Source organism: Lysinibacter sp. HNR, from assembly GCF_029760935.1.
In the GTDB taxonomy this organism is placed as follows: Bacteria; Actinomycetota; Actinomycetes; order Actinomycetales; family Microbacteriaceae; genus HNR.
Map to the genome: position 1 here is coordinate 1,220,762 of NZ_CP121684.1, position 22,358 is coordinate 1,243,119.

Here is a 22,358-nt window from a genome sequence, read left to right on the forward strand (position 1 = left end):
GACCGGTCTATGCTGAGTCAACGATTTATTGAACGTCATATCGGTACAAATGTGGACGATCAGCGCACCATGCTTGACGCGCTGGGCTATGCCTCTATTACTGATCTGCTTGATGCGGCTGTGCCGTCAGCCATTCGGGTGAAAAAGCCTCGCTCAAGCGAGGAGACACCCCCTTCCCTGCGGGAGAGTGCCCTGCCGCTGCCCGCAACTGAGACGGAAGCAATCGCGGAGCTGCGGGAGCTTGCCGCGCGCAACACGGTGCGTCGTTCGATGATCGGATTGGGTTACTACAACACGATTACCCCGGCGGTTATTAAGCGCAACGTGTTAGAGAACCCCAGCTGGTACACCGCCTACACTCCTTACCAGCCCGAAATCTCACAGGGTCGCCTTGAGGCCCTCATCAACTTTCAAACGATGATTGCCGATCTCACAGGCCTAGACACCGCCAACGCTTCGATGCTGGACGAGTCCACCGCCGTGGTGGAGGGCATGCTCCTGGCACGTCGAGCCTCGAAGCTTAAAGTGTCAACCTTTATCGTGGATGCTGAAACGTTACCACAGACAAAAGTGCTGTTAAACGCGCGGGCTGAACCGCTGGGCATCATGGTTCTGGAACGTGACCTGGCTCGTATCGCGCGGGAGAAAGCGTGGGATGAGCTACCGGAAGCGTTTGGTATTTTTATTCAGTACCCCTCGGCCCATGGACAACTGTGGAACCCCGCATCCGTCATTAAGAAGGTGCGTGAGGCCGGCGGAATCGCTATTGTTGCGGCCGATCTTCTTGCTCTCGCTCTTGTTGCCCCTCCGGGTGAGTTGGGGGCAGATGTCGCCGTTGGTACCAGTCAGCGTTTTGGTGTTCCGTTGGGCTTTGGGGGGCCGCATGCCGGCTACCTAGCCGTGCGTTCCGGTCTGGAACGCCAGATGCCCGGGCGCCTGGTGGGGGTGAGTCAAGACGCCGATGGAAATCCCGGGTATCGTCTCAGTCTCCAGGCCCGTGAGCAGCACATTCGCCGAGAGAAAGCCACCTCGAACATTTGTACCGCCCAGGTTCTTTTGGCCATTATGGCCTCCATGTACGCGGTGTATCACGGTCCCAACGGCATCCGCGATATCGCTCGTTCGGTGCACAGTAGCGCGGTTAAACTGGCTGATACGCTCCGCGCCGGTGGTGTAGAGATTGAGCACGCTTTCTTCTTTGACACCCTTGCCCTGCGGGTTGCAGACTCCGAAGCCGTGGTGAGGGCAGCGCTGTCTCGTAATATCAATCTGTACGCGGCTGATGCGACGCGCGTGCTGGTTTCGGTAGACGAGACCACGACCGAAGCAGATATCAGATCCGTAGCGCTTGCCTGTGGCGTAGCGGTCTCGGAGCCTGTGGACGATCTTCGTGAGGACAACCTCTCTGTCACGCTTGACGATTTCGCGATACCAGACGACCTTCGACGCGCGTCAGATTATCTGGGCCACGAGGTTTTCAACAGTTATCACTCCGAGACCTCCATGATGCGCTATCTCAAGCGCCTAGCGGATAAAGACTACGCTCTTGACCGCGGCATGATTCCCCTGGGTTCCTGCACTATGAAGCTTAACGCGGCCACAGAGATGGAGTCCGTGAGCTGGCCAGAGTTTGCCGGTTTGCACCCCTTCGCGCCCGAAGACGATGTGGCGGGAACACTTGAACTTATTATGCAATTGGAGCGGTGGCTCGCCGATGTCACAGGGTACGACACCGTCTCGCTTCAACCCAACGCGGGAAGCCAGGGTGAGTTAGCAGGACTTTTGGCTATCCGCGGGTATCATCGTTCGCGGGGTGAGCAGAACCGTACGGTCTGTCTGATTCCCTCGAGCGCACACGGTACCAATGCAGCGTCGGCTGTGCTCGCGGGAATGTCAGTTGTGGTTGTTGCGTGTGATGAGAAGGGGAACATTGATCTTGGCGATCTGCAGGCCAAAATCGATGCCAATGCCGACCGCCTTGCTGCACTCATGATTACCTACCCCTCCACACACGGTGTTTACGAGGGTGAGGTAGCGGCTATCATCCGGGCTGCTCACGATGCGGGTGCTCAGGTTTACGTCGATGGTGCAAACTTGAATGCCCTGCTGGGGTACGCACGCTTTGGAGATTTTGGTGGGGACGTGTCGCATCTTAATCTGCATAAAACCTTTTCTATCCCACACGGCGGTGGAGGACCGGGAATCGGTCCTGTGGCTGCCAAGGCTCATCTGGCGCCATTCTTGCCGGGGCACCCAATGGCGCAGCGCACCACGCACGCCATGTATAACAAGGCTGGTGGCTGGGAAGTTGTCGAGCACGGCGGACCTCCGGTGGCGGCGGCGCCCTACGGCAGTGCAAGTATCCTACCTATATCGTGGGCCTACGTGCGTATGATGGGTGAGTCTGGGCTGGTGGGCGCGACGGGAGCTGCTGTGCTCGCCGCAAACTACATCGCAACTAGGTTGCGTGAGTATTATCCCGTGCTTTACACGGGAGATAGTGGCCTGGTGGCGCACGAGTGTATTTTGGACCTGCGTCCCCTCAAGGAGGCCACCGGCATCACCGTTGAGGATGTCGCAAAGCGTCTGATCGACTACGGCTTTCACGCCCCTACTATGTCGTTTCCCGTTGCGAGTACTCTGATGGTGGAGCCAACAGAGTCGGAGAATCTCGCAGAGTTAGACCGCTTTATCGATGCCATGATCGCTATTAGGCGAGAGGCCGAGGCCGTGGGCCGAGGTGATTTTCCACCCGACGATAACCCCCTGCGTGGTGCTCCTCACACCGCACATGCTCTGATCTCAGGGGCATGGGAGCACTCTTACACGCGTGAGCAGGCCGCCTATCCGGTCGCCGGGATTGTAAGGAATAAGTATTGGCCCCCCGTGCGACGTATTGATCAAGCCTACGGAGATCGTAATCTGGTGTGCTCCTGCCCGTCACCTGAGGCATTTATCTAAAGACGAGTCTCTCCTGGCTGTTTTACAAGACGATGCACTGAGGCGACACGATTGAGTTTCCTTTCCGTTTTATAATTTTTCTGAATTTTACGGGATGAAATTTAAATATTGCGAATTATTTGCGATAAGAGCTACTTTTTGTGCGCAGAAAGCTCAAAAGTATCGTAATATTGATCAAGCTCAGGCTAATCGTTCTTCGAGTGTGCTGCTGCACGGTGTAAGGATATGGATCCGGTGTCAATTTAGTTTCTGAACTAAGACGACGTAATGAGGCGTCTAGCTCTGAGCTAATCGAACAGGTTGCAACTTCTGTTCAAATAAGGTGAAAGGCGAAATTTATGCGTTATGTGGTTGGATACACCGCGGATGAACGGGGCCGTAACGCGATTGATCTCGCTGTTGCTTTTGCCAGGGGACAGGACGCAACGCTCACTCTGGTGCTGGTTCTTCCCCCGGCAGAACCGTTTCAAGCGGTTTATCCTCCGGAGAGTGATTACAGCACCATTTTGATAGAGCAGGCTGAGGCCTGGTTGACCGAGGCCGTGGCAATGGTACCGGCGGGAATAACGGTTACCGCAGAAATTCGTTTCTCTCACTCGCTCGCAGAGGGGCTGATGGCCGCTGCCTCTGATCTGCACGCGGCCCTCATTATCATTGGGACGGGGAAGGGTGGCCTGTTTAACCGTTCAACGGTGGGCAAGGTCGCGCAGAGCCTTCTTCACGCCTCGATGGTTCCCGTGGCTATCGCACCTCAGGGGTACACGGCGTCCCGCGAAATTTCTCGAATTACCTTTGCTGTGGGAAACCGCGGCGGAGGGCAGGCGATTCGTGACGTGGGCATTACCTCCGCGAATCAGAGAGGAATACCACTTCGTGTCATATCTCTTCTTGCGCTGGATACCGATGACCCGGTTGTGCGTGAGCGTGCCTGGGCTCAGGCAAACGAAGCGCGCGAGAGCGCCCTGGAGCGTCTTCCCGCCGGATCAACGGTAACCGCGGAGATTGCTCAGGGCGAAACGATTGAGGAGGCCGTGACAAAAATCGAATGGAACAACGAGGAAGTCGTTATTGTGGGGTCTAGCCGACTTGCCGAGAGGAACAAGCTGTTCTTGGGAAGCACCGCCAACAAAATGATGCGCTCACTGCCTGTTCCCATGGTCGTGGTGCCCCGCGACTACGTTGTATCCGATGACCCTGGGCTGTCTGTCGCAGACGACACGGCGGAAAACACCAGGGACCCTAAAGAGAGTGGTAACTAACAGTGGCTAACGCGGTTAACATCAAAGTTGTTGAAGGTAGTGGCATTTCAAAGAAGGGTCTCCCCAAGGGAGCCGTTGGAGTATTGGGTGCCCTCGTTATCGGTCTCTCATGCTGTGCCCCGGCATACACTCTGACAGCCGCGGTTGGCCCCGCCGCCAGCGAGGTGGGTGTGCAGACCCCGGCAATCTTTTTGATGGGTTTTATTCCCATGTTTCTGGTTGCGCTCGGGTATCGTGCGCTTAACGATGCGATGCCCGACTCCGGTACCTCCTTCACCTGGGCAACCCGCGCCTTCGGACCCTGGATCGGATGGATGGGCGGGTGGGGCCTCATCGCGGCAACCGTGCTGGTGCTCTCTAACCTGGCGGGTATCGCCGTGGAATTTTTGTTTTTGGCACTGTCGCTACTGTTTGAAAACCCGGAGATAGCTGCGCTCAGCGACAACGTGTTGATAAACATCACCGTGTGTATTACCTTTATGGCCGTTGCCACCTGGATATCGTATCGCGGTATGGCCTCAACAAAGGTCTTTCAGTACCTCACGGTCTCGTTTCAGATGGCCATCCTGCTGTGGTTTATCATTGCGCTTTTTGTGGGTGCGGCCGACCACAAAGATTCGCTTCCGGTTGATATCTCGTGGTTTAACCCCCTTGAGGTGAGTAGCTTTGGGGCGTTCTCCGCGGGTATCGCGGTGTCCATCTTTGTGTACTGGGGATGGGACACCGTTCTCACCATGAACGAAGAAACCAAGGAGTCCCGGGGACGCTTCTCAACGGCAAGTAAAGCCGCAACAATTCTGATTCTTCTTCTGGTGGTGCTTTATGTCACCACGGCAACGGCTGCGGTCTCCTTTGCGGGGGTGGGCGACGGTCCGACCGGACTCGGTAACACAGCCATAGCGGAAAACGTCTTTGCGGCCCTGGCCAATCCGGTTATGGGTGGAGGCGCCATTTTCCTCGCCATTGCCGTTCTTCTCAGCTCGGTTGCGTCGATTCAATCCACCGCAATCTCGCCGGCCAGAACGCTTCTTGCCATGTCGCACTATAAGGCGCTTCCGCCCATGCTCTCACGCATTCACCCGCGCTTTAAATCTCCCCACTACGCGCTCATCACCTCGTCTGTCGTAGCCTCTGCGTTCTACGTGATCATGCGTCTTCTTAGTGAAGATGTTTTGTGGGACACGATAACCTCGTTGGGAATTATGGTGTGCTTTTACTACGGGGTAACTGCCCTCGCCAGCGTAGCCTATTTCCGTAAGACCGCTTTTGCCACCTGGAAAGACGCAATGGCCAAGGTCATCTTGCCGGGCATTGGAGGGGTCCTGCTCTTTGTGACCTTTATTCAAACCACGATTGACAGTATGGATCCCAACTTTGGTTCGGGCTCAGAGATTGGTGGTGTGGGCCTGGTGTTTATCCTGGGCGCGTCGGTCATTCTCACCGGCGTGGTGTATATGGTTGTGCAGTCTCTGCGTCGCCCGGAGTTCTTTCGCGGCACCATCCTCAAACGTGGCTATGATCTCCCTGAGGCGGAGAAGGAAAACGCACATGCTCACGAGCCGGAATATCTGAAAGATTAGCGGACCTGTGAGGACTACCAGCCAGCCGTGAGCACCCGGTCGAGGGTATCCACAAAAAATTGAGCGCTCGTCCGGGTAAAGCACAGCGGGGGCTTAACCTTGAGCACGTTACCGCGGTCACCGGTGGGCTGAACGATCACACCCAGATCCCGCATCCGGTTGCAAATGAGGGGGGTTTCCTGCGTCGCAGGCTCAAGGGTTGTCCCGTCACGAATAAGCTCAACTCCCAGGTAGAGCCCACTGCCGTGAATCTTGCCAATCATGGGGTGGCGGTTGGCCAGCTTATGAAGCTCCTCAAGGAGATAAGCGCCAACTACCCGTGCGTTTTCCTGAAGGGATTCGTTCTCTATCACGTCAAGCACAGCCAAACCTATGCGAGAACTCAGGGTACTTCCACCCGATGAGGAGAAGAAGGTGCCCTGGTTCGAGAGGGCATCGGCAATCTCTCGCCGGGTGATAACCGCGCCTAGAGGGTGCCCGTTCCCCATCGCCTTAGCAACCGTGACAATGTCGGGAACAACCCCGTGCTCTTCAAAGCCCCAGAAATATGTGCCGAGTCGACCGTAACCTACCTGAACCTCGTCCGAGATGACAACGCCCCCGCAACCGCGAATCGCGTCGTAGACGGTTGCCAAGTACCCCGGAGGCTGGGGGATGCCTCCGGCGTTACCGTTTCTCGGTTCCGCAATGTAGGTGCCGACGGGTGTGCCCCGCGAGGCAAGCATCTGGATAGTCCTCACCGCGTCTGCCGCATAGCGCTCCCCAGCGCCCTCGCCGCGGTAGATTCCCCGGTAGCTATTCGGTGCATCGAGCACGTGCACCCAGTCTGGACGAGTCTCTCCGGCTCGGGGGTTGTCCGAAGTTGACGTGGAAACCGCGTCAGAGGCGAGTGACCAGCCGTGATACGACTCGTGTACACACAGGACGTGTTCTCGAGAGGTATAGGCCTTTGAGAGGCGAAGCGCCAGGTCAACGGCCTCTGAACCGCTATTAACAAGTAGCACGGTATCAAAAGAATCCGGCATTTTATCCAGTAGTTTGCGGCTGAGCTGTGTCACGGCCGCGTAGTGGAATCGAGAGTTTGTATTGAGTCTGCGCCACTGGTCGGCGGCGACTTCGGCGACTACCGGATGTCCGTGTCCGAGTATTGTTACGTTGTTTACCATGTCAAGGTAGTGGCGACCCGCAGTGTCGATGAGGTGTTCCTTCCACCCCCGCTCAATCTGTGGAGGAGCGGCGTAGTAGTGGCTCTGGAGTGGCGAATACGCACTGGCCCGCTGTGCGAGTTCTTCCACCGGGTCTGTGGGTTGTACACGTTTTTCTGCGGGGAAAAGATCCTCCCCAACCAGGGTGGCGGGATCCTGATACACGGCCGACCACCCGGCAAACTCAGACATTTTGACAAAACGGGCGAGTGCGGATGGTTCCGCCGTGGTGTGGCGATCCCCGTCTTGTGATTGCGTGAGCAACCACACCGTGAGGGATCGTGTGCTTACGCCGAGGGGCATGCCTCTCTCGATTGGTGCTCCCACCTTTAACCCGCGAAGGGGGCGGATGCCGGAGAGCGCTACCGTATGCTCCCCGTCGTCTATACTGAGCGACCCCTCACCAACAAAGCTCACGGTGCCGTTAAAGGGTGACTCGACGGGGGCGGGATCTCGTAGATAAATCTCCATAGCAGTGGAGACACTGTGGGGTTCGTTTTCACTCAGGGGAGTAGCCCGGGTGAGGCGTGCCTCACCGTAGCGGGTGATCACCGCCTGCGACAGAGCGAGGTGTGCATTGATAATGCGCTTTTCCTCGTCCTCGGCGTTTAACCAGGAACCCGTGAGATATTCTGCGCTGCTGTAGGAAAGGTCGATTATGGCGGGCTTGCTGCCCTCAAGCGTTGGCAGGATACTGTGCGGTGCTGTGCCCTCGGAGGCGAATGCTCCGTCGCTGGAACCGAGGGGGAACCCCAGCGCCCGGCGCAGCGCAGCCTCGGCCACATCCCAGTCGTATTGCGCTGGAGTGTGAAATATTGTCCATTCCCGTTCCAGTGCCTCACGCGCATACTCGTTGTGTGGGTCAATCGCAACCTGCTGCTCACCGCTGACCACAAGAACCGCACCGCGCAGCACGATGAGCGGCCAGAGCGCGCTGATCTCCGCCTCTGAAAGCGGAGCCCGGCTGTGGAATTCCTCGATGAGAGGCATGATTGCCAGGGGGTTTGTGGGTTCGTGATGAAAGACCGCGGTGCAGGCAACAGCAAGTTCTGCCACGCGCCAACCGTAAGAGGCATCACCAAAATCGATGATTCCCGTGATGCGAGGCTGTCCTGAGGGCGAGAGCGCGGATACGACATTATCGTCGGTGAGATCCCCGTGCACAGCCTGAACGGGTAAAAACGGAGTTACCTTGGAGAGGAGTCGCTGCGCACGGAGCAGTGCGTCTTCGACTAGGGTCCTCTTATCTCGGTCGACAACACAGGGCAGTAGCGAGGATACGACCTCTTCGGCGTGACGTAGATCCCACTGCAGCGCCCGATCGAGCCCCGGATGCTGTAACGTGGCAAGCTGCTTGCTCACCGTTCCCACGAGGGAACCAAAATCACGTATCACATCGGGTGCCAGGTAGTCACTGTCGATCAGGGGAGAACCCTCGACAAAGCTGAGGAGCCTGAGTGAGTGAGGGGTGCCCTCGAGGGAGACCGCGGAAATATCTTTTCCCTCGAGCGAGGGGATTGGGCGAGGGGTGTTGATTCCACCGTCACCAAGATGCAGCATCACCGCGTTTTGTGACTCAATCTCATCGCGAGAGAAAGCAGAGTTGCTGATTTTGATCAGGTATTTCTCTCCGTCTTTTGCGGTGAGCAGAAAGTTACGGTCCTGCTGGCTGCCCAGCTCCCGCACGGTTCCCTCTATCCCAAAAAGGCTCCGTGCAAAATCATGAACCTGAGGTTCAGTAACTCGGGGACGGGGAAGCCCACCGTGGGTAGTGTTGGGGGCCGGGGTCTCTGGTGTCATTGTGCTCTCATCGTGCGATACTGGTTCTAGGAAAGTACTCTCCTCAATGATGATACCGATCGAGTCTTGTGCTCGACTAAGACTTGTGTAGGTAGATCCCCGGTATACAGGAATATCACACGCCAAAAAGGTCTGGGAACAGCGATATCGCCCACGCATACCCTACAAAACTCACAATATCGAGTATCCAATGCGCGACAATGAGCGGCCGGGTGCGCCCGTAACGCTGGTAACACACCCCAAACACAATACCCATGGCGACGTTGCCCACAAACCCCCCAAATCCCTGATATAGGTGATAGCTCCCCCGGAGAATGGCGCTTGTCAGGATGATGCTCCAGGGTCGCCAGGTTAGGTCGCGGAGCCGGGCAAAAAGATACCCCACCACGATAATTTCTTCGAGGAGAGCAGCCTTCAGAGCGGCCAAGACTAGCACGGGAATTGTCCACCAGAAAGTATCTAGGGGAGCGGGAATAACCGTCACGTTCAGATTGAGCGATCGGGCCCCCAGGTACAGGGCAATTCCCGGTACACCGATAACGGCGGCGAGAAGCAGGCCTCCCCAGGCATCCGACCAGCGAGGTCTGCCCGCCAGGCCCAATCGCGCGCAGTGCGGTTTGTTTTCCTGCCAGAGAAGGAAGATCACAAGCGCGACGGGGGCCAGCCCAATAAAAATTCCCGTTACCTGGTAGAAGAGGTCGAAGAGGGGGCTGTCGGAGAGCGACTGGTTGAGGGAGGCTGTCTGCTCGGAGAGGGACTCCTCCCGGGTGAGCCGATGAGCTATTGAGAGGATTGCGTAGATTGCGGATGCCCCGAGGGAGAGCATCAGCACTATGAGTATCTCCCAGCGAATGCGGGCGGGTGAAAGAGGCGCGTACCCCACCCCGGGTGATTCTCGGGCGTCGAATGTAACAGGCATGTAAATAACCTATGTCCTTGAGCGGGATTTATCCCGCATGGCGCGGTGCGTATTTTGTCCCATAAACGCAATAAATATGCGCTAATCTGGGGGTGAGGGAAGCCTCGGAGTGAATACAATTACGTAACTGTTGCGAGAGGATGCATTATGTACCCTCTTCCGAAGCTTAGTATCGTGGGTACCAACAGTTATGTGAGGGTGGCAAAAACTGCCAGTGCGCCTCGCAACACACAGGAGGAAATTGTGAAAATTTCACGCTTTAGTCTGGGGGCTGGTGCTCTCGCGGCGGCCGGATTGCTGGTGCTTTCCGGTTGTGCCACCGGCGGGGGAACCGGTTCCAACGGCTCGATAATTTCGGTTAATGGAACAGAGCCGCAGAACCCCTTGATCCCCACCTCTACCAATGAGGTCGGTGGCGGGCGAATCATCGACGTGCTTTTTGCCGGTCTTGTTTACTACGATGCCGAAGGCACCCCGCACAACGAGGTAGCCGAGTCGATTGAGAGCGACGACGCCACCACGTACACCATCAAGATTAACGATAATTGGACCTTCACGAACGGGGAGTCCGTTACTGCCCAGTCTTTTGTTGACGCCTGGAACTTTGGTGCGCTGTCCACCAATACACAGCTGAACGCTTCCTGGTTCTCTGATATCGCGGGATACGATGCCGTGAGTGCAACCGTTAACGCTCCTGACGGCGCGCTTGACGATGAGGGTGAGCCGGTACAGGTACCCGCTCCCACGGCCGAGACCCTCTCAGGTCTCAAAGTGGTGAGCGACACCGAGTTTACGGTTGAGCTCAGCGGACCACACAGTGACTTCCCGCTGCGGCTGGGATATTCAGCATTCTTCCCGCTGCCCCAGGCTGCGTATAAAGACATGGAAGCCTTTGGTCAGAACCCCATCGGCAATGGTCCCTACAAGATGAGCGGCGAGGGCGCATGGAATCACAACGTGGGAGCTTCTGTTGTTGTAAACGAAGACTATGAGGGTGGGCGTAAGCCTGTAAACGATGGTATTGACTTCACATTCTACGAGTCGCTTGATGCCGCGTACCAAGACCTTCAGGCAGACAACCTCGATGTGCTCGACACGATTCCCGCCAGTGCCCTTGAGGTCTTCCAGGATGACCTCAACGGCCGTTCGGTCAATAAAGCGTCCGCACTTTTCCAGGCTTTTGCTATTCCCCAGACCGTAGCGCACTTTGCGGGTGAGGAGGGGCAATTGCGCCGTGCGGCTCTCTCCCACGCCATCAACCGTGATCAGATCACCAGCGTGCTCTTTGCGGAGACCCGCACCCCCGCCGAAGATTACTCCTCACCCGTTGTGAGCGGCTGGTCGGACAGCATTCCGGGCAACGAGGTACTTGAGTACAATGTGGACTTGGCCAAGCAGCTGTGGGCACAGGCCGACGCGATCGCCCCGTGGAGCGGCACTTTCGAAATTGCCTACAACGCGGATGGTGGTCACCAGGTTTGGGTTGATGCCGTCGCAAACAACTTCAAGAACAACCTGGGTATTGAGGCTCAGGGTAGGCCTTACGCTCAGTTCAGCGAGCTCCGCAAGGATATCGTGAATCGCAGCATCAGCACCGCTTTCCGTAACGGATGGCAGGCAGACTACCCCGCGATCTCAAACTTCCTGGAGCCGGTCTTCCTTCCCGGAGGATCAGGTAACGACACGGACTACAATAACCCCGAGTTCAACGCGGCCATCGCCGCGGCCGCGGCTGAGCCCGATATTAAAAAGTCCACAGAAATGTACAACGCGGCGCAGACCATCCTTTTCCAGGATCTGCCCTCGATCCCCCTCTGGTACCAGAATGCAACCGGAGGCTGGTCAACAGCGGTGGAGAACGTTGAGTTCGGCTGGAACTCGGTGCCTCTTTACCACGAGATCACCAAGGGATAATTCTGATATAACTACATGAGCGACTACACTCGTTTGAGTAGTGGACAGCTGCGGAGCACGCGCTCTATGCGTGCTCCGCAGCTTGCCCGTGTGGAGAGGTTTGAGATTGTGAGAAAAATGTACGTTATTGAGGCGATGACACGCTGATGGCCTGGTACATCGGAAAACGCTTTTTGCAGATGATCCCCGTCTTCTTTGGGGCAACATTTCTGATCTACTTTATGGTTTTTGCCCTTCCCGGCGATCCAATTTTGGCGATGTTTGGGGATAAGACCCCGAGTCCCGCAGTGCTCGCACAGCTCCGGGCTGACTACAACCTGGATCAGCCCTTTATTATGCAGTACCTTCTGTATCTGCAGGGTCTGCTCACACTAGACTTTGGAACCACCTTCACCGGAAGACCGGTGGGTGACCTGCTCCTTGAGGCCTTCCCTATCACACTGCGACTCACCATCCTTGCGGTCACGTTTGAGGCCATAGCTGGTATCACAATTGGTCTGGTAGCGGGGCTCCGTAAGGGAAAACTCTTTGACGCGAGTGCGCTTGTGGTCAGCCTGTTGCTGATCTCTGTGCCCACGTTTGTTATTGGTTTTGTCCTGCAATTTGTGGTGGGTGTTCAGCTGGGGTGGGTCAGACCCACCGTAAGCGGTCGTGCAGAGTGGCACGAGCTTATTCTTCCGGCGCTGGTTCTTGCCTCTGTATCGTTTGCGTATCTGGTGCGGCTCACCCGCGCGAGCGTAATCGAGAACTCGAGCGCGGATTTTGTGCGCACGGCCACCGCAAAGGGCCTGAGCCGCCCCCGGGTCGTGAACGTTCACATTCTGCGTAACTCACTGGTGCCGGTTGTCACCTTCCTGGGCCTCGATATTGGGGTACTTATGGTGGGTGCAATTGTCACGGAGGGTATTTTTAACATCAACGGTGTTGGTGGAACCGTTTATCGGGCAATTACAAGACAGGAGGGAACCACCGTGGTCTCTTTTGTGGTGATCATGGTCATTATTTTTATGCTGGTCAACCTGCTGATCGACCTCATTTATGCCCTGCTAGATCCGAGGATTCGATATGCAAAATAATAAGACGGCAGATAATACACACTTTGTTGCCCCTTTTAGTGAAGATACAACCGTTGTGGTTGATCGGATTAGCGTGCAGGAGAAGGCTCGTAGTACCTGGTCTGACGCGTGGCGTCAGGTGCGTAAGCGCCCCATGTTCTGGATTTCGGCGCTATTGATTATCGCGGTTATTGTGGTGGCGCTATTTCCCTTCTGGTTTACAAACGTGGCACCCAACCACGGTTGTGATCTGAGCAATAGCAACGCCGGACCGCGGGCCGGACACATCTTTGGCTTTAATATGCAGGGCTGTGACGTGTACTCGCGTGTTATCTACGGCGCCCAATCGTCACTCACTGTCGGTCTGGTGGCAACCGCACTGGTCACGATTTTTGGAGGCCTGATGGGTGCCCTGGCCGGCTTCTACGGCGGTTTTTTTGACGCGATCCTCTCGCGCCTGGGAGATATCTTCTTTGCGATCCCCACCGTGCTCGGTGCCATTGTTGTGATGCAGATGTTTGCTGGTGCGCGCACCCCGCTGACCGTTGCCCTGGTTCTTGCCATGTTTGCCTGGCCGCAGATTGCTCGTATTATGCGCGGTTCCGTGCTCTCCACCAAGGGATCAGACTTTGTTATGGCCTCCACCGCGCTCGGGGTGTCGCGTTTTCGAATTTTGATTCGGCACGTTATCCCCAACGCGATTGCCCCCGTCATTGTGGTGGCAACCATTTCGCTTGGAACGTTTATCGTTGCCGAGGCTACCCTCTCCTTCCTGGGTATTGGGTTACCTCCGGACGTCATGAGCTGGGGTAATGATATTGCTGCGGCGCAGCAATCGATCCGTACAGCCCCTATGACACTGTTCTACCCGGCCGCTGCACTATCGCTGACGGTGCTGAGCTTTTTGATGCTCGGCGATGTGGTGCGCGATGCTCTTGACCCTAAAGCGAGGAAACGCTAATGGCCCAGACGTCACAGACAAACGGTGCAGAACCGCTTCTGCAGCTCCGTAACGTGGAGATCGATTTTTCTACTCAAGATGGACCGGTAAAGGCGGTTAAGGGAATCGACCTGACCGTAAACTACGGTGAGACCGTGGCTATTGTGGGGGAGTCCGGATCAGGAAAATCCACCACGGCCATGTCAATCATTGATCTCCTACCGGGAACCGGAAAGGTCACCGGGGGAGAGATCCTATTTGAAGGTAAAAACATTGTGGGGGCCTCGGCTCGTACGATGCAGGGGATTCGTGGTCGACACATCGGGCTCGTTCCGCAGGACCCTATGTCAAACCTCAACCCCGTGTGGAGCATCGGGTTTCAGGTGGAGGAGGCCCTCAAAGCCAACGGTTTTGAGGGCGATAAGGCTGCGCGCAAGGCCCGGGTGATCGAGGTTCTCGAAAATGCCGGACTTGCGGATGCCAAGTCGCGACTCCGTCAGTATCCACATCAGTTCTCAGGTGGTATGCGCCAGCGCGCCCTGATTGGAATCGGCCTGGCCGCAAACCCCAAGCTTTTGATTGCAGACGAGCCCACCTCCGCCCTGGACGTGACCGTGCAAAAGCGTATTCTTGACCACCTGGGAACCCTCACCGGCGATGCGGGAACCGCCGTGCTCTTTATTACCCACGATCTGGGTCTCGCCGCGGAGCGCGCCGAAAAACTTGTTGTGATGTACCAGGGGCAGGTGGTTGAGTCCGGGCCGTCAGTGGAGATTCTCACCAACCCCCGGCACCCCTACACGCAGCGTCTGGTTGCCGCGGCCCCGTCGCTGGCCTCCAGGCGGATTACTCGAGACATACCGCTTGAACAGGATGCGGGCGGAGCGGGTAGCCTGCGTGAGGTAGCGGTTCAGGTGCACGAGGTACAGGAGGCCGCCGCCAGTTCGAAGCCAGACTTCATTAGCGTTAAAAACCTTAATAAGGTTTATAAGATTCGCCAGGGTGGATTTAAAACCCAAGAACTGCAGGCTGTGAAGGATGTTTCCTTTGATATTGCGCGCGGTACCACGACTGCTATCGTGGGTGAGTCCGGTTCGGGTAAGTCAACGGTGGCCAAGATGGTGCTTCAGCTCGAGGAGAAGACCTCGGGAAATATTACGTTTGATGGCAGGCTTCTCGAAAAGTTGAGCCGCTCCGATCTGCTTCAGTTTCGGCGACGGGTACAGCCGGTGTTTCAGGATCCCTACGGTACTCTTGACCCCATGTATACGGTGGGTAACACCATTGCCGAACCGCTTAAAACGCATAAAATTGGCGATAAATCGTCTCAGCTGAGCCGGGTCCGGGAGCTTCTTGACCAGGTTGCTCTGCCCTCCGCGATGATTAATCGATACCCCAACGAACTCTCCGGCGGCCAGAGGCAGCGTATTGCAATTGCCCGGGCACTGGCGCTTCAGCCAGAAGTACTTGTGCTGGATGAGGCGGTTTCAGCCCTGGACGTTCTGGTGCAGGGGCAGATTCTGAATCTGCTCGCCGACCTGCAGCACGAGTTAGACCTCACCTATCTCTTTATCACCCACGACCTAGCGGTGGTGCGCCTCATCGCAGACAACGTGTGTGTGATGAAGCAGGGTGAAATTGTTGAGGCGGAAAACACCGATGTTGTGTTTGATAACCCGCGTGAGGAGTACACTCGTGATCTTCTTGCCGCTATTCCCGGAGCCAATATTCAGCTTGGTGTTTAGCGTTTGTGCCGGGGACGGTGCCGAGCGTCGTGCGGTGGCACCGTCTCTCTCGGTGCGACGCTGAGGCGTGATGACTCGCCGCTGAACCGTTAATTCGCGGGTGTGGATAGGGGGCTGGTGTCGCACGCCGTGGTATGTAACACCAGCCCCCTATGCGTATGCTGTGGAATTCCACCGAATCCTGTGTGTGATGGTGGCGAAAAATGGTGTTTAACCGCGTAGAATAGCTAGGTTGGCAATCGCCAGCGCACCCACTTCGCACCTCCTGAGGATACTTTTATGGCTTTGGCCACCCGCGATGACCTTCGAAACGTTGCGATCGTCGCCCACGTAGACCACGGTAAGACAACTCTTGTTGACGCCATGTTGAAACAGACAAACTCGTTTGACGCTCACGTTCAGACCGATGAGCGAGTCATGGACTCGAATGACCTTGAGCGGGAAAAGGGAATTACGATTCTCGCAAAGAACACCGCGATCCTCTATGAAGGAGAGCACGCGACACAGGGTCCAGTGACCATCAACGTTGTTGATACACCGGGACACGCCGATTTTGGTGGAGAGGTGGAGCGTGCGCTCAGCATGGTAGACGGCGTTGTTCTGCTGGTTGACTCCAGCGAGGGGCCGCTTCCTCAGACCCGGTTTGTGCTGCGTAAGGCGCTTGAGTCAAGCCTTCCTGTTATCCTTCTGGTGAATAAGACCGATCGTCCCGATGCGCGCATCGATGCGGTGGTCTCCGAGAGCCAAGACCTTCTTATCGGTCTGGCTTCCGACCTTTCGGAAGAATACCCCGATCTTGACCTCGATGCCGTTCTTGATGTTCCCGTGGTGTACGCGTCGGGTAGGGCCGGTGCTGCCAGCCGCAACAAGCCAGCAGACGGTTCTCTTCCCGACAACGACAACCTCGAGCCGCTTTTTGAGGCCGTCATGAGGCACGTTCCTGCGCCACAGTATGATGATGAACATCCTCTGCAAGCGCATGTGACCAACCTGGACTCCTCGCCCTTCCTGGGACGCATCGCGCTTCTGCGTGTGCACCACGGCACGATTAATAAGGGTCAAACCGTCGCGTGGGTTCGCCATGACGGCTCTGTGCAAAACGTACGGATTACTGAGTTGCTGCTCACCCGGGCGCTCACCCGTTACCCCGCAGAAAGTGCAGGACCCGGTGATATTGTTGCGGTTGCGGGCATCGAAGACATCACTATCGGTGAGACCATTGCGGACGCCGATGATGTGCGCCCACTGCCCATGATTCATATTGATGATCCCGCTATCTCCATGACCATCGGTACCAACACCTCACCTCTCGTGGGTAAGGTTAAGGGGCATAAGCTCACCGCTCGAATGGTGAAGGATCGCCTTGATCGGGAACTGATCGGTAATATCTCTTTGAAAGTTGTTGATATTGGACGGCCAGACGCCTGGGAGGTTCAGGGTCGTGGTGAATTGGCGCTGGCAATTTTGGTAGAGAATATGCGTCGTGAGGGTTTTGAACTCACGGTGGGTAAACCTCAGGTGGTCACCAAACGCATTGATGGTAAAATGCACGAACCCTTTGAGCACCTCACTATTGACGCACCTGAGGAGTACCTGGGTGCGATCACTCAGCTCCTTGCCGCGCGCAAGGGACGCATGGACAACATGGTCAATCACGGCACCGGTTGGATCCGTATGGAGTTTATTGTGCCCGCACGCGGTCTTATTGGGTTCCGGACGGAATTTATGACTACCACCCGTGGTACGGGTATTGCTAACGCCATCTCGCACGGTTATGAGCCCTGGGCTGGTGCTATCACAACCCGGGTCAACGGGTCAATTGTTGCCGACCGTTCCGGGGTAGCCACTCCTTTTGCCATGATTAACCTTCAAGAGCGGATGTCGTTTTTTGTCCAACCCACCGAAGAGGTTTATGAGGGTATGGTCATTGGTGAGAACTCACGTTCAGAAGACATGGACGTGAACGTTACCAAAGAGAAGAAGCTCACGAACATGCGGGCCGCCTCCTCTGATAGCTTCGAGTCTATGACCCCTCCTCGCGAACTCTCGCTTGAAGAAAGCCTCGAGTTCGCTCGCGAAGACGAGTGTGTTGAGGTCACTCCCACCGCGATTCGTATTCGTAAGGTTGAACTCAACGCGGCCGCCCGACAGCGCAACACAGCCCGCCTTAAAAAACAGAACGAGTAAAAACCTCAGGGAACTATTTCACGCACGGGCGATGAGCTTTACCACTCTTTTGGGGGATGGTGCATCACGCGCTATCTCTCAAAGAGTTGCTCTCCTATGTAGTGCGAACCAGAGGGAACCCCTCGCGGAATAGCAAAGAGAGCCGAGCCAATGTGCCGAATATACTCGTTGAGGGTGTCTTCGGTGAGGTTCTTCTGCACTGTAATGAACTGTCGTGGGCTCCGCTGAAAGCTAATAAAGAAGAGGCCCGCGTTAAGCTGTCCGAGTTCGTTGCTGCCGTCGACATAGTTGTATCCTCGGCGCATGATCCGTATGTTTTGATTAGCCTGGGGATGGGCAAGACGTACGTGGGCGTCCAGGGGGATTGCGGGGCCTCCTTCTGAGGTAACCGCTGTAAAGTTTGGTTCGGTAAATTCTTCTCCACCGGAGAGCGGGGCCCCCTCGCTTTTGTTGCGTCCGATAATGGTTTCTTGCTCCTGAAGCTTGACCCGGTCCCAACTTTCGATGAGCATCTGAATCTTGCGGACAATCAGATAGGTGCCTCCGTTCATCCAGGATTGATCGGCGCCAGGCCCCTCGTAGACGTGCTCCACCAGCGCATCCGTTTCTTGCGACACAATGTTGGCGGTACCGTCTTTGAAACCAAAAAGATTACGGGGAGTTTGTTGAGTTCGAGAGGTGGAGGAGGTGCGCCCGAACCCTAATTGTGACCAGCGAATCTGGGCCCGTCCAAAGGCAATGCGGCTCAGATTGCGAATGGCGTGAACCGCGACCTGGGGATCATCCGCGCAGGCTTGTATGCACAGATCGCCGCCACTGATTTTAGGGTCGAGGATATCAAACGCAAAGAGTGGGAGATCGGTAAGTTCGCTTGGTTTGCGGTGCGCGATACCAAAACGATCTGTGCCCGAAGCCTGCGTAAATAGGGTGGGGCCAAAACCAAATGTGATGGTGAGGTTGCTGGCTGGGAGTCCCAGAGCCTCGCCGGTATCGTCGGGGGGAAGCAGCGGAGGCCCAGCTACGGCACCCGTCTCGCTCACATCGAGCCCTCGGGTGAGTCGAGAGGCGGCGTAGGTCCAATCCTGAAGCAGTTCTATGAGGTCATTGCGTGTGGCTGTTGTAGTCATATCAAAGCTTGCAAAGTGCATTCGGTCTTGCATCGCCGTGGTAACCCCAGCCTGCTTCTCGCCAAAAAACGGGTATTGTCCGGCGCCTGGTGATGCCTGTTGCGACCCGGTGGTTATCGCAGCAATGGATGCTCCGCCGCCTACAAAACCCGCGGCTGCACTGGCGCCCATGAGTCCTAGGAGCCCTCGTCGGGACAGGCCGCGGCGGGAGGGGAACGGGTCGAGTGTATTCTCGTTGGGTTCTTCTTGCTGAGGTTGCTGCGGAGTTGTGTTCATATGAGGGTAAAACTATCTTTAGAGGGGCGGAGCTTTCTGTGTTTGTTATCTTGGTAGTACGAAGGTTATTGGGGAACGCCAAGAACGGTGTGTGTCAGTTTGGCGAGCGGCTCGCTGAGCGCGTTGAGTTGCGCCCCAAGCTCGTTGCGTTGCTGCTGCGTGACCGTGTCGTAGGAGACAAAGCCGGAGTCGTAATTTCCATATGTGTTGAGGAGAAATTTCATCGCGTCAAACTGCTTTTCTAGCGTGGATACGAGCTGGGAGCCCTCGTCTCCCCGGCTTGCGGCGATGTCTCGTACGTTACCAAAGGCTACTTCTGCGCCCTCAACGTTGGCATAGAAATCGTACAGATCAGTGTGCGAAAATTCGTCTTCCTCGCCGGGAAGCTTGCCATCGGGTGCAGCAACCTCATCAAGTAGGCCGATAGCTCCATTGGTAATGTCCCCGAGTGTAAGCTCAAAGTCGGCAGAGTTCACCGCCTCGTGGAGAGCACCGACGTCTGTTACCAGCTGTCCGGCGATCTGAGTGCGTCCCTCAGTGTCCAGGGCTGTGATATCTTCGGTTGGATAGTTCTTTTGAGCTTCGCTCAGCCACAGATCCATCTCGATTCTGTGGAACCCGGTGAACTCGATTCCTTCGGCTTCCGCTCCTGGCTTACGATAGTCGATTTTAGGATCGAGGTCACCAAACTGTTCGGCGGTCGGCTCAATACGCTCGTAGTTGATTCTGGTGAGGGGAAAGAGGGCCCGAGCGGTGTCGTCGTCGCCGCTGGTGTAGGCATCGGTGAGCTTTTGAACGTTGGGTACGAGCTCGGAGACTTGCTGTTTAACGTAGGAGGTGTAGTTGGCAACCGCCAGTTCTGCAGCCTCCTGATCGTCTTCGGAAAGCGTGATGCCCTCACCCGTGACCTTGAATTGTGCTCGACCAATTCCCTCCCCGATCATGCCGGGTTTGCACATGGTGTAGTAGGTTCCGGGCTGTGCAACCACGGTGAGATCCCTGCTTACACCGGCCGCAATATTTTCTACCTCCCCCACAATTCGAAGTTCGTCGTCCGCAAGAATGTAAAACTCCGTTACTCTATCACCCGAGTTCTTAACGGTAAACGTGATGGGGCCACTGCTGGAACTCGCCTGATCAACGGTGCAGGCATCGTTGGTGCTGTCGACCGCGATCTGGGTTGCCGATGAGTTTCCCCCGGGATTGTTGGGAACACAGCCCACAACTACCCCGATCAGGCCGATTGTGGCTAGTGCGCTCCAGAGTGCTCTCTGCTTCATGATTCTCCTCGGGTCGGGTTGACCGTGTTGTTTGCTGCGGTGGGGGCTGCAGTTGTAGTGGTGGTCTTCGAGATGGGGTTGTCTGTAACTGGCACGGACAAGGCCGTGGGATTAGCGTCTGTGGCATCGGCTAGTGTTGTGCGGTTGTGGACTTTGTAACTATTAGAGACACGACGATTACGCACAATTTTTGTCAGAAAGATACTGAAGGTGGGAATGATGTAAAGTGCCCAGACCCAGACTTCGAGCTTGGTCATCTCGGGCGCAAATCCTACGGTTCCTTTAAGAACGGTGCCAAGAATGCCGTCGGGTGCAATGATATGGGGAATACGGAAAGCCCATCCGGCCTCGCCGTATAGATGGGCGAGCCATGCTGGCGAATCGATCGGGGCCGCTTCAAACGGTCCGGGTAATACTCTGGCTTCCTGGAGATCGTGGACGCCGTAGGCCAGAACCCCGGCTGCAACCACAACCAAGAGCGCTCCGGTCCAGGTGAAAAAGGTCGAGAGGTTAATGCGAATCATTCCCCTGAAGATAAGCCATCCGAGCGCTACTGCGGCGGCTAAACCGAGCACGGCCCCTGTCAGGGCAAGGGGTGCGTCTCCCGAAGACTTTACCGCTGCCCACAGGAAGAGCGCAGTTTCGATGCCCTCACGCGCAACCGAGATGAACCCTACAAAAACGAGTCCCCAGCCTGCTCCGAGAAGAGCCTTGCTGAGGGAGGATTCTAGTTCGTTTTTCACGTTGTGGGCTGTTCGGAGCATCCAGAAAACCATCCAGGTGACAAAACCAACCGCGAGGATAGAGAGTGAGCCGCCGATAATCTCCTGGGCTTCAAAAGATAATCCGTAGGTGCCAAAAGTGAGAATAGCACCAATCGCAAGGGACAACGCTATCGCGAGGAACACCCCTATCCAGATTCGTTGCACCACGTCGTGTCGATTAATCCGGTGAGCATATGCAATGAGAATCCCCACGATGAGGGCTGCTTCGAGCCCCTCGCGGAGGCCAACCAGGAAAGTGCTGAGCACGGTGTCCCTTCTTGTTGTTTGTCGCGGAAAGTGTGGCATGCTTTGCTCGATGGAGGCGGGGAGAAGGGTGGCGGTCGTGTGCCCGGTGTATTGGAACGCCACGGTGTTTCAGCTGTAACATTTGGTTAGCCTGCCCTTAGGTGAGACTAATGGGTTTCATGCCATACTGTCCAGAGGTAATTTGAGAAAACATGAGTCTTAAAGGCGTATGATCGATGGGGTGAGCACAACTTATCTTTACCCGCCAGTAGATCAGCACACGGCTCAAACACCCTCGCCATTACCGCTGTGGGCGCGGGTGCTCTATATCGTTCTTACGGTCATTTTTGGGTTTTTCTACGGATCGCTGGGTTCTGTTCAGCACCAGGTGAATATTACTCTGGGCGAAATCGATCTGCCTCTTGGTCTCTGCGTGGCCCTACTCGGTTATATTGCAATTGTGAGCCTTTTTCGGTTGCTGTATCCGGGCATTGGTCGGGTATTGCAGTTTTGTGCGGGAGCTCTTCTAGCACTGGCGCTGTATAGCACACAGAGCGCGGGGGGAACCGTGCTTATCCCCAACAATACGTACGGCTGGATCTGGCTTGTGGGGACGGTGCTGATCAGTGCGATTGCGTTACTGTGGCCGCGTTCACACCGAGTAGAGTCAATCCCTACCGCCACCGGGTCGGTGATAGAGCAACGCTAGTCCCACCGAAGGGGTAAACTAGTAAGCACCGAATACCCGCCGAGAATTACGGAGAATCTGTGACCTACGTCATCGCCCTACCCTGCGTCGATGTCAAGGACCGCGCCTGTATAGATGAGTGTCCCGTTGACTGCATTTACGAGGGAGAACGCTCGCTTTATATTCATCCCGATGAGTGTGTCGACTGCGGTGCCTGCGAGCCAGTTTGCCCCGTTGAGGCTATCTATTACGAGGACGATCTTCCCGAGGAGTGGGCTGACTACTACCGGGCAAATGTAGAGTTCTTTGATGATATTGGTTCCCCCGGCGGCGCGGCAAAAGTGGGGCCCTACCCCAAAGATCACCCTCTTATCAGCGCACTTCCTGCCGGTGTAAACGACGGGGCTTAGGA

The 22,358-nt window shown here is 56.1% G+C and carries 16 protein-coding genes; 11 read left to right on the plus strand and 5 right to left on the minus strand.

What is annotated here, in order from left to right; translation table 11 throughout:
- Positions 1 to 9: 9 nt before the first annotated feature.
- The 3 genes from gcvP (at position 10) to FrondiHNR_RS05420 (ending at position 5,800) form a co-directional block, all read left to right on the plus strand.
- Positions 10 to 2,961, plus strand: a complete 2,952-nt coding sequence (gcvP, locus tag FrondiHNR_RS05410; protein WP_279354221.1) for an aminomethyl-transferring glycine dehydrogenase — start codon at positions 10 to 12, stop codon at positions 2,959 to 2,961.
- A gap of 338 nt (positions 2,962 to 3,299) precedes the next feature.
- The gene (locus FrondiHNR_RS05415) at positions 3,300 to 4,220 is read left to right on the plus strand and encodes a universal stress protein (protein ID WP_279354222.1); all 921 of its coding nucleotides are present in this window, start codon (positions 3,300 to 3,302) and stop codon (positions 4,218 to 4,220) included.
- 2 nt (positions 4,221 to 4,222) lie between these two features.
- Positions 4,223 to 5,800 carry an APC family permease gene (locus tag FrondiHNR_RS05420; protein ID WP_279354223.1) on the plus strand — a complete coding sequence of 526 codons (1,578 nt, stop codon included), beginning with the start codon at positions 4,223 to 4,225 and terminating at the stop codon, positions 5,798 to 5,800.
- A gap of 14 nt (positions 5,801 to 5,814) precedes the next feature.
- Here the strand turns inward: FrondiHNR_RS05420 and FrondiHNR_RS05425 are convergent, their stop codons facing one another.
- Both FrondiHNR_RS05425 and FrondiHNR_RS05430 read right to left on the minus strand, forming a co-directional pair.
- Positions 5,815 to 8,805, minus strand: a complete 2,991-nt coding sequence (locus FrondiHNR_RS05425; RefSeq protein WP_279354224.1) for an aminotransferase — start codon at positions 8,803 to 8,805, stop codon at positions 5,815 to 5,817.
- 115 nt (positions 8,806 to 8,920) lie between these two features.
- Complete coding sequence (locus FrondiHNR_RS05430; protein WP_279354225.1) at positions 8,921 to 9,724, minus strand: CPBP family intramembrane glutamic endopeptidase; 804 nt, start codon at positions 9,722 to 9,724, stop codon at positions 8,921 to 8,923.
- Between the two features lie 243 nt (positions 9,725 to 9,967).
- On the opposite strand from FrondiHNR_RS05430, the gene FrondiHNR_RS05435 reads away from it, so the two are divergent.
- The 6 genes from FrondiHNR_RS05435 (at position 9,968) to typA (ending at position 17,565) form a co-directional block, all read left to right on the plus strand.
- On the plus strand, positions 9,968 to 11,638 hold the full coding sequence (locus FrondiHNR_RS05435) for an ABC transporter substrate-binding protein (RefSeq protein ID WP_279354226.1): 1,671 nt from the start codon (positions 9,968 to 9,970) through the stop codon (positions 11,636 to 11,638).
- A gap of 15 nt (positions 11,639 to 11,653) precedes the next feature.
- Positions 11,654 to 11,785, plus strand: a complete 132-nt coding sequence (locus FrondiHNR_RS05440) for a hypothetical protein (RefSeq protein WP_279354227.1) — start codon at positions 11,654 to 11,656, stop codon at positions 11,783 to 11,785.
- Positions 11,785 to 12,714: an ABC transporter permease gene (locus FrondiHNR_RS05445; protein WP_279354228.1), complete on the plus strand. Its 930-nt coding sequence runs from the start codon at positions 11,785 to 11,787 to the stop codon at positions 12,712 to 12,714. The genes FrondiHNR_RS05440 and FrondiHNR_RS05445 overlap by 1 nt, the downstream gene beginning before the upstream one ends.
- Positions 12,704 to 13,654 carry an ABC transporter permease gene (locus tag FrondiHNR_RS05450; RefSeq protein WP_279354229.1) on the plus strand — a complete coding sequence of 317 codons (951 nt, stop codon included), beginning with the start codon at positions 12,704 to 12,706 and terminating at the stop codon, positions 13,652 to 13,654. The genes FrondiHNR_RS05445 and FrondiHNR_RS05450 overlap by 11 nt, the downstream gene beginning before the upstream one ends.
- Complete coding sequence (locus tag FrondiHNR_RS05455; RefSeq protein ID WP_279354230.1) at positions 13,654 to 15,378, plus strand: ABC transporter ATP-binding protein; 1,725 nt, start codon at positions 13,654 to 13,656, stop codon at positions 15,376 to 15,378. The genes FrondiHNR_RS05450 and FrondiHNR_RS05455 overlap by 1 nt, the downstream gene beginning before the upstream one ends.
- Positions 15,379 to 15,657: 279 nt before the next feature.
- A complete protein-coding gene (gene typA / locus FrondiHNR_RS05460; RefSeq protein WP_279354231.1) occupies positions 15,658 to 17,565 on the plus strand; it encodes a translational GTPase TypA in 1,908 nt (635 codons plus the stop codon).
- A 71-nt stretch (positions 17,566 to 17,636) separates the two neighbouring features.
- On the opposite strand, the gene efeB is transcribed toward typA, so the two are convergent.
- From efeB to efeU, 3 genes are all read right to left on the minus strand, one after another.
- A complete protein-coding gene (efeB, locus tag FrondiHNR_RS05465) occupies positions 17,637 to 18,968 on the minus strand; it encodes an iron uptake transporter deferrochelatase/peroxidase subunit (RefSeq protein ID WP_279354232.1) in 1,332 nt (443 codons plus the stop codon).
- A 65-nt stretch (positions 18,969 to 19,033) separates the two neighbouring features.
- Positions 19,034 to 20,248, minus strand: a complete 1,215-nt coding sequence (gene efeO / locus FrondiHNR_RS05470) for an iron uptake system protein EfeO (protein ID WP_279354233.1) — start codon at positions 20,246 to 20,248, stop codon at positions 19,034 to 19,036.
- On the minus strand, positions 20,245 to 21,279 hold the full coding sequence (gene efeU, locus FrondiHNR_RS05475; RefSeq protein WP_279354234.1) for an iron uptake transporter permease EfeU: 1,035 nt from the start codon (positions 21,277 to 21,279) through the stop codon (positions 20,245 to 20,247). Before efeU ends, efeO begins: the two co-directional genes overlap by 4 nt.
- Before the next feature lie 220 nt (positions 21,280 to 21,499).
- Between efeU and FrondiHNR_RS05480 the strand changes: the two genes are divergently transcribed.
- Positions 21,500 to 21,967 carry a hypothetical protein gene (locus FrondiHNR_RS05480; RefSeq protein ID WP_279354235.1) on the plus strand — a complete coding sequence of 156 codons (468 nt, stop codon included), beginning with the start codon at positions 21,500 to 21,502 and terminating at the stop codon, positions 21,965 to 21,967.
- 59 nt (positions 21,968 to 22,026) lie between these two features.
- Positions 22,027 to 22,356, plus strand: a complete 330-nt coding sequence (gene fdxA, locus FrondiHNR_RS05485) for a ferredoxin (RefSeq protein WP_279354236.1) — start codon at positions 22,027 to 22,029, stop codon at positions 22,354 to 22,356.
- Positions 22,357 to 22,358 lie beyond the last annotated feature (2 nt).